The sequence below is a fragment of the Glycomyces luteolus genome (assembly GCF_027622875.1).
In the GTDB taxonomy this organism is placed as follows: domain Bacteria; phylum Actinomycetota; class Actinomycetes; order Mycobacteriales; family Micromonosporaceae; genus Glycomyces; species Glycomyces luteolus.
Map to the genome: position 1 here is coordinate 341,909 of NZ_JAPZVP010000005.1, position 7,548 is coordinate 349,456.

Consider the following 7,548-nt stretch of genomic DNA (forward strand, 5'->3'; position numbering starts at 1 on the left):
CGGAAGGCGGGACGTGATGTCCGGCCTAGATCCGCGCGGACAGTTCCTCGCGGTTCCGGTCGCCCCAGGCCTCCAGCGGGGCCAGCGCCTGGTTGAGCGACTCGCCGAGCGGCGTCAGCGAGTACTCCACGCGCGGAGGAACCTCCGCGTACAGCTCCCGGTGCACGATCCCGCTCGCCTCCAACTGCCGCAGGTTCTCGGCGAGCACCTTCTCGCTCACGCCCTCGAGCTTGCGGCGGATCTGGCCGAACCGCACCGGCCCTTCGGCCAGCACCCACATCAAGTGCATCTTCCACTTGCCGCCGACCACGTCGATCGCGAGCGACATGCCACAGGGTTGATCTACGCCACTCTGCGTCTCCATCGGACCCCTCCCGGCCATATTTCGAACCTCGAAGTAAGTAGCCCCACCCGAAAGTGCGGTCTTGCAGAGCCTATCCGGCCCGGCGAACATAGACCTCGTCAACACGACTGAGGAACCACCACTTACCAAGGGGCACAACATGACTGAGCACACCACGAAATCCGTCACCGTCATCGGGCTGGGCCCGATGGGCCAGGCCACTGTCAAGGTCCTCCTCGACGCCGGCTACGACGTCACCGCCTGGAACCGCACCAGGCCCAAACTCGACACCATCGCCGAACTGGGCGCCACCCCCGCCGACACCGTCGCCGAGGCGATCGCCGCCAACGACGTCGTGCTGCTCTCCCTGATCCACTACGACGCCATGTACGGCGTCCTCGAGCAGGGCCCGGCCGACCTCACCGGCAAGACCATCATCAACCTGTCCTCCGACTCGCCCGAGAAGTCCCGCAAGGGCGCCGAATGGGTCACTTCCCGCGGCGGCGAGTTCGTGACCGGCGCGTACATGACCCAGAGCGACGACCTCAAGCACGCGTCCTCGCGGCTCTACGTCAGCGGACCCGAGACCAGCTACGAGGCGCACCGCGCGCTCCTCGAAACCCTGGTTCCCAGCGTCGAGTACCTCGGCGCCGACTACGGGCTCGCGCAGCTCTACTACCAGGCCGGGCTCGCCCAGTTCCACGCGTTCCTCACCTCGCTCGAGCAGGCCGTCGCGATCATCGACGCGGCCGGAGCCGACGTCGACAAGTTCATCGAATTCGCCAGCAACGGCACCGAAAGCAACCGGGACTTCACCCTCTTCTTCGGGGCCGCCGCCAAGCAGGGCGGCTGGGGCGACATCGCGAACCTCAGGATGATGCACGCCGGCGCCCAGCACGTCATCGACGCCGCCGAGGAAGTCGGCGTCGACGCCTCCCTCACCCGCACGATCCAGGACTACTACCAGCGCGCCCTCGACGCGAGCGAGAAGGCCGGGCACCCCGTCCCCGTATACCAGATCATCCGCCAGACCGCCTGACCCAGAACGGGGTCGGGCCCTCCCGCCCGACCCCGGCCCGCACCGAAAGGCACGAACATGACGCAGCGATCCATCAGCATCCTCGGCCTCGGCGCCATGGGCTCGGCCATCGCAGCCCGCCTCCGCGAGACCGGCTACACCACCTCCGTCTGGAACCGCACCCCCGCCAAGACCGAACCCCACATCAATGCCGGAGCGAACGCCGCCGCCACCGTCGCCGAAGCCGTCCGAACGAGCGACATCGCCCTCGTCGTCCTGCTCGACCACGCCAGCGTCCAAGAACGACTCCACCCGGTGGCCGCCGAACTCCGAGGCAAGACCGTCATCAACCTCGTCACCACCACACCGAACCAGGCACGCGAAAGCGCCACCTGGGCCGCCGAACACGGCATCACCTACCTCGACGGCGCCGTCATGGCCGTCCCCCAGATGATCGGCGACCCGGGCGCCCGCCTCCTCTACTCCGGCGACGAGCACGCCTACACCGACAACCTGCCGCTCCTCGAACAGCTCGGCACCGCCGAATACACCGGAAAAGACCCCGGCCTCGCCTCACTCAAGGACATGGCCCTGCTCTCCGCCATGGACCTCATGCTCCTCGGCTACGTCCAAGCCATCGCCATGATGCGCACCGCCGGCGTCCCCGCCGCCGACACCGCCGAAGAGGTCCACGCCTGGCTCGCCGCCATGCTGCCCCACGGCAGAGCACTCGCCGCGATCGTCGACGCCGGCACCTACGACACCGGCGGCCAGAGCGTCGACTTCGACCGCTTCGGCATCGCCTCACTCATCACCGCCAGCCGCGAGCAGGGCATCAGCGCCCTCCTCCTCGAACCGCACCAGCAGCTCCTCGAAGAACTCGCCGCCACCGGCCACGGCGACAGCGACTGGATCCGCATCATCGAACGCCTCACCATCCACTGACCAAGCACGCCAAAGGAAACCGAAATGTCAAAAGGCACCATCAGCATCCTCGGCCTCGGCGCCATGGGCTCGGCCATCGCAGCCCGCCTCCGCGAGACCGGCTACACCACCACCGTCTGGAACCGCACCCCCGCCAAGACCCAACCCCACGTCCAGGCAGGCGCGAACGCCGCCGCCACCATCGCCGAAGCCGTCCAGTCCGGCGACATCGTCATCGCCGTCCTCCTCGACCACGCCAGCATCCACGAGAACCTCGAACCCGCCGCCGCCGAACTCAAAGGCAAGGTCCTCGTCAACGTCACCACCACCACACCCAACGAAGCCCGCGCCACCGCGGCCTGGGCCGCCGAACACGGCATCACCTACCTCGACGGCGCCATCATGGCCGTCCCCCAGATGATCGGCGGGGCCGGCTCCCGCCTCCTCTACTCCGGCGACGAGAACGCCTACGCCATCGCCAGACCAGCCCTCGAAACCCTCGGGACCGCCGAATACGAGGGCACCGACGCCGGCCTCGCCTCACTCAAGGACATGGCCCTGCTCACCGCCATGTACACGATGTTCACCGGCGTCCTCCAAGCCGCCGCCATGATGCGCACCGTCGGCGTCCCCGCCGTCCAGACCGCCCAGGACGTCACCGCCTGGCTCAACGCGGTCGTCCCGCTCGCCGCACCCACCGTCGCCGTCGTCGACACCGGCGACTACGACCCCGCCCCCGGCCAGAACGTCGACTTCACCAACGCCGCCGTCACCTCGCTCATCACCGCCGCCCGCGAACAGGGCATCAGCGCCGCCCACCTCGAACCGCTCAAACGACAGCTCGACGAACTCGCCGCCACCGGCCGCGGCACCGCCGACTGGACCAGCGTCATCGAACAACTCACCATCAACCGCTAAGCGACCCAAGGGGCCGGCACTACTCGCCGGCCCCCAACAGCGCCAACTTCTCATACCCGTCCGTCCCCGGCGCAGCCGTCAACGTCACCAGCATCTGCCCCGACCCGTCCGCCACCCGGAACTGGTCCTTGTACAACTGCAGCAACCCCACCATCGGATGATCGAACCGCACCCAGCCGATATTGCAGTCCTTCACCTCGGCCTGCGCCCACATCTCCGCGAAATCCCGATGCGCCACCGACAACTCGCCGATCAACGCCGTCATCGCCGCATCCTCAGGGAACAACGCCGCCATCTTCCGAAGCTGCGCCACCGTCTCGTGCGAGCACACCTCCGCCCAGTCCGGAAAGAACCCCCGCGAATCATCGTCGAACAGCAGCCGCACGAAGTTCGGATGCGCCTCCAGATCCCAACCGAAACCCCCGTACAGCAAGCGCGCCAAGCGATTCGACGCCAGCACATCCTGGCGGTGATTCATGATCAACGCCGGGAACCCGTCGATCGCCGCCAGCATCGTCTGCAGCGACGGCCGCACCCCCGCGCTGGCCTGCAACGGGCTCAGCCGCGAATTCCCCGCCAGCCGGTGCAGATGCGCCCGCGTCGTCTCATCGAGCCGCAGCGCCCGCGCCACCGCGTCCAGAACCTGATCCGAAGGATGCTTCGCCCGGCCCTGCTCCAGCCGCGTGTAGTAGTCCACGCTCACCCCGGCCAGCAGCGCCAGCTCCTCCCGCCGCAGCCCCGGCACCCGCCGCCGCGGGTCCGCCCGCAGGCCCACCTCCGCCGGATTCACGCGAGCCCGCCGCGCCTGCAGGAACTTCCCCAGATCCACCACGTCCTCGAGCTTGTGGATCTCGGTCTTCTCGGTCTCTGTCGCATCAGGTGCCATCGCGCAAACCTCCGCGGCAAGTATCTCCGCGATCCTTCGCGACTGCCTAGGTCTGTCAGTCCTAGGGTCGAAGGACCCCAGGTCGAACAGACGTCTGGCACCCCTGCCGGAACCGCAGCAGCATGGTGCGCATGCGAACCCACATCGTCTACGCCCACCCGCACAACGGCTCCCTCAACGCCGCCCTCCGCGACGAAGCCGTCCAGACGCTCGAGGCGCTCGGCCACAACGTCACCGTCTCCGACCTGTACGCGATGAACTGGAAGGCCGTCGCCGACTACGACGACTTCGGCCCCACCGAGAACGAGCACTTCATGGCCGCCGCCGGCGAAGCCTGGGGCAAGGGCGAGATCGCCGAGGACATCAAGGCCGAGCAGGCGAAGCTCCTGGACGCCGACTGCGTGATCTTCCAGTTCCCTCTCTGGTGGTACACGGTGCCCGCGATCTTGAAGGGCTGGTTCGACCGCGTCTTCACCAACGGCTTCGGCTACGGCACCTCCCGCGACTGGCCGCGCTTCGGCGACGGCGTCCTCAAAGGCAAGCGCGCCATGGTCGTCGTCACCACCGGCGCCGCCGAATCGCACCTTTCCGACCGGGGCGTCAACGGCTCCATCGACGACCTGCTCTTCCCGCTCCAGCACGGCGTCCTCTTCTACCCGGGCATGCAGGTGCTGCCCCCGGTCGTGATCACCGGCGCGGTCCACCGGTTCGGGGAGTCCGAGTACGCCGACGCCGTCAAGCTCCTGCGCTCGCGCCTCGAGACGATCGCCGAGACCGAGCCGATCGCCTACCGCAAGCAGTCCGAGGACTACGACGAGGACAAACGCCTCCTTCCCGGCCTTGAACCCGAGGGCACCACCGGCTTCGCCCTGCACATCGCCCGCTGACAGAGCAAAGCAAACGGGCCGGAGCGGCATCGCCGCTCCGGCCCGGACTCGCTGCTTATCTACCGCACTATTGGAACGGGAACTTGTCGGCGAACGCAGGTTTCAGGTCGTCGACCCACACCGCGTTCTCGTCGAACTTCGCGAAGAACGGCCGCCCCACGAGGTCAGGATCCCTTGCTTGGAGCATCCGCAGCGCGAACACCTTCTCTTCACCGATCTCCACGACCCCGTCGACCGCGACCTTGCCCGGCGTGGCCGACATCGACGGACCCCGCACGGTCCGACACAGCCCCGAGACCTGGCTGAACGCGTCGCGGAAGATCTCCCACGCCCGCACCAGCGGCACCGAGAAGTAGTCCTGCGGCCCGGTGTCGCGCTCGACGAACATGTAGTACGGGATCATCCCCATCTTGTGCTGGGTCCTCCACATCCCGGCCCACTGCTCCGCGTCGTCGTTGATCGTCCTGATCAGCGGCGCCTGCGTGCGGATCACGGCGCCGGTGGAGCGGATCCGCCGCACCGCCTCCTGCACGATCTCGGAGTCCAGCTCCTTCTGGTGCGAGAAGTGCGCCATGAACGCCAGGTTCTTGCCCGACGCCACCACCCGCTCGAACAGCCGCAGCGTGTCGTCCGCGTCGGGATCCGACACGAACCGCTGCGGCCAGTACGCCAGCGCCTTCGACCCGATCCGGACCGACTCGACGTGCTCCATCTCGAGCAGCGGCTCGATGTACCGCCGCAGCACCGGCTCGCCCATGATCATCGGGTCCCCGCCGGTCAGCAGCACGCTGCTCACCTCGGTGTGCTCTCGCACGTAGCCCGTGAGCTGCTCGACATCGTTGTTCGCCATCTTCAGATCGGCGATCCCCACGAACTGCGCCCAGCGGAAGCAGTAGGTGCAGTAAGCGTGGCAGGTCTGACCCTGCTGCGGGAAGAAGAGCACCGTCTCGCGGTACTTGTGCTGCAGTCCCGGGATCGGCTCCTCGCCGGCCTTCGGGATGTTCAACGCGAGCTGCCCGGCCGGATGCGGGTTGAGCCTGAACCGGATCTGGTTGGCCGCAGCGGTGACCTCCTGCTTGGAGGCGTCGTTCTGGAGCAGACCCGCGATGTGGTCGACGTCCTCGGCCGGCAGCATGTCCTCCTGCGGGAAGACCAGCCGGAACATCGGATCCTCGAACGGATCGTCCCAGTCGATGAGCTCGTCGACGACGTAGGCGTTGGTCCGGAACGGCAGGACTGACGCCACCGCTCTGGTCCGGAGCCGCTGCTCCTCGGTCAGCGGCGCTCGCTGGAGCAATTCGTCCAGGTGGCGGATGGTGTAGGCGTGGAACCGCCTACCGGTGTTTTCAGGAGCAGTCACGAGAACCCCCTCCTCTGCAGTGTCGGTTTGCAACTGGGCAGGCAGGCCTGGTTACAAACAAGTGCGCGAAACCAACGACCACCGTGCCGCCTGCAGGCGGTACCGCCTGAGTCCGGCTCCGTGACGTTTCGGCCACGGATGGTGCACCCGATGCTTTCGCGCACACTGTGCGTGAATATGAAATTTTCAGGCGTTTGTGACGACCCTAACCCAGGGTCGCCTCAAGCGAAATCGGGACCGCCTTCAACGCCTGGCTCACCGGGCAGTTCTCCTTGGCGCCGGCAGCGATCTTCTGGAACTCATCGTTGTCGAGCCCGGGGATGACCGCCCGGACAGTCAGTGCGATGTCAGTGATCCCCGTGCCGGGCTTGAAGGTGACGGCGGCTTCGGTGACGATCTCTTCCGCGGTGTACCCAGCCTTCGACAGGGCCCCCGAGAACGCCATGGAGAAGCAGGAAGTGTGGGCCGCCGCGATGAGTTCCTCAGGGCTGGTCTTGCCCTCGGGGTTGTTCGTGCGCGCGGCCCAGGTGACCGGTGTGTCCGGGAGCCCCGACGACAGGAAGCTGGTGACGCCGTTGCCTTCCTGGAGGTCGCCGGTCCAACGAGTGCTTGCATTGCGAGTGGCTGACATGCCTTCTCCTTTGATCGGAGTTCCTTCGCTCGCAGGCTAACAGCCGAAGCTGCGTCGAGGAGACGGTCCGCGTCGGCGGCCCGGGTGCACCGCGCTGCCGCCGACTTTCTCAGAAGACCTTGATGTCTCCGCTGGTCAAGCGTATCGTTGAAGAGAGGTTGACCCCCCTGGTTTCGGCCCCTTCGGGGGTGTGTATATTTGTCTTTGCCCGCGGGGGAACGGAACGGCCGAGGAAAACGAAGCCGGTCCGGAGATCACGGAGGCACGCGACAAGCTCACAGAGTTATGGCGCGGTCCGAGATCGAAGCGCGGGAATCACCTGAGACTCCATAGAGGCTCAATCGCCTGTGACGAGGGTCAATGATCCTCAGTTAGACAGCGCGGTTCGAGACTAGTAATGTTGTTCGGGTTGCTCCGGCTGAGGCCGAATCCAATTATGGATCGTCTTGAGTTGGCGTGTTGTTTGAGAACTCAACAGGGTGTTTGGATGGTCAGCGTGCGGGCTGACTGGGGATTGCTGGCCTAGGTGCTGGTGGTTTCTGGTTGGTACTGTTTTTGACTGTCTTTTCCTTGGGACACTT

General features: G+C 66.5%; 7 protein-coding genes and 1 pseudogene. 4 read left to right on the forward strand and 4 right to left on the reverse strand.

Features of this window, described 5'->3' with window-relative positions:
* Positions 1-25 precede the first annotated feature (25 nt).
* The gene (locus tag O1R50_RS08775) at positions 26-364 is read right to left on the reverse strand and encodes a winged helix-turn-helix transcriptional regulator (RefSeq protein ID WP_408612637.1); all 339 of its coding nucleotides are present in this window, start codon (positions 362-364) and stop codon (positions 26-28) included.
* A gap of 139 nt (positions 365-503) precedes the next feature.
* Here O1R50_RS08775 and O1R50_RS08780 point away from each other — a divergent pair, with 139 nt between their 5' ends.
* From O1R50_RS08780 to O1R50_RS08790, 3 genes and pseudogenes are all read left to right on the forward strand, one after another.
* Positions 504-1,382, forward strand: a complete 879-nt coding sequence (locus tag O1R50_RS08780) for an NAD(P)-dependent oxidoreductase (protein ID WP_270109585.1) — start codon at positions 504-506, stop codon at positions 1,380-1,382.
* A 51-nt stretch (positions 1,383-1,433) separates the two neighbouring features.
* Positions 1,434-2,306 (forward strand): annotated as a pseudogene (locus tag O1R50_RS26300) (NAD(P)-dependent oxidoreductase); the annotation flags it as partial.
* Positions 2,307-2,330: 24 nt separating this feature from the next.
* On the forward strand, positions 2,331-3,203 hold the full coding sequence (locus O1R50_RS08790) for an NAD(P)-dependent oxidoreductase (RefSeq protein ID WP_270109586.1): 873 nt from the start codon (positions 2,331-2,333) through the stop codon (positions 3,201-3,203).
* A gap of 19 nt (positions 3,204-3,222) precedes the next feature.
* Here O1R50_RS08790 and O1R50_RS08795 read toward each other — a convergent pair whose 3' ends face one another.
* A complete protein-coding gene (locus tag O1R50_RS08795) occupies positions 3,223-4,089 on the reverse strand; it encodes a helix-turn-helix transcriptional regulator (protein ID WP_270109588.1) in 867 nt (288 codons plus the stop codon).
* Between the two features lie 131 nt (positions 4,090-4,220).
* On the opposite strand from O1R50_RS08795, the gene O1R50_RS08800 reads away from it, so the two are divergent.
* Complete coding sequence (locus O1R50_RS08800; RefSeq protein ID WP_270109589.1) at positions 4,221-4,976, forward strand: NAD(P)H-dependent oxidoreductase; 756 nt, start codon at positions 4,221-4,223, stop codon at positions 4,974-4,976.
* A 67-nt stretch (positions 4,977-5,043) separates the two neighbouring features.
* Here O1R50_RS08800 and O1R50_RS08805 read toward each other — a convergent pair whose 3' ends face one another.
* Both O1R50_RS08805 and O1R50_RS08810 read right to left on the reverse strand, forming a co-directional pair.
* Complete coding sequence (locus tag O1R50_RS08805) at positions 5,044-6,336, reverse strand: KamA family radical SAM protein (protein WP_270109590.1); 1,293 nt, start codon at positions 6,334-6,336, stop codon at positions 5,044-5,046.
* A gap of 205 nt (positions 6,337-6,541) precedes the next feature.
* Positions 6,542-6,967: an OsmC family protein gene (locus O1R50_RS08810; protein ID WP_270109591.1), complete on the reverse strand. Its 426-nt coding sequence runs from the start codon at positions 6,965-6,967 to the stop codon at positions 6,542-6,544.
* Between the last annotated feature and the right edge of the window lie 581 nt (positions 6,968-7,548).

Coding starts and splice junctions, on each gene's coding strand:
- O1R50_RS08775 (WP_408612637.1), bottom strand. CDS start 364: ATGGAGACGCAGAGTGGCGTAGATCAACCCTGTGGCATGTCGCTCGCG.
- O1R50_RS08780 (WP_270109585.1), top strand. CDS start 504: ATGACTGAGCACACCACGAAATCCGTCACCGTCATCGGGCTGGGCCCG.
- O1R50_RS08790 (WP_270109586.1), top strand. CDS start 2,331: ATGTCAAAAGGCACCATCAGCATCCTCGGCCTCGGCGCCATGGGCTCG.
- O1R50_RS08795 (WP_270109588.1), bottom strand. CDS start 4,089: ATGGCACCTGATGCGACAGAGACCGAGAAGACCGAGATCCACAAGCTC.
- O1R50_RS08800 (WP_270109589.1), top strand. CDS start 4,221: ATGCGAACCCACATCGTCTACGCCCACCCGCACAACGGCTCCCTCAAC.
- O1R50_RS08810 (WP_270109591.1), bottom strand. CDS start 6,967: ATGTCAGCCACTCGCAATGCAAGCACTCGTTGGACCGGCGACCTCCAG.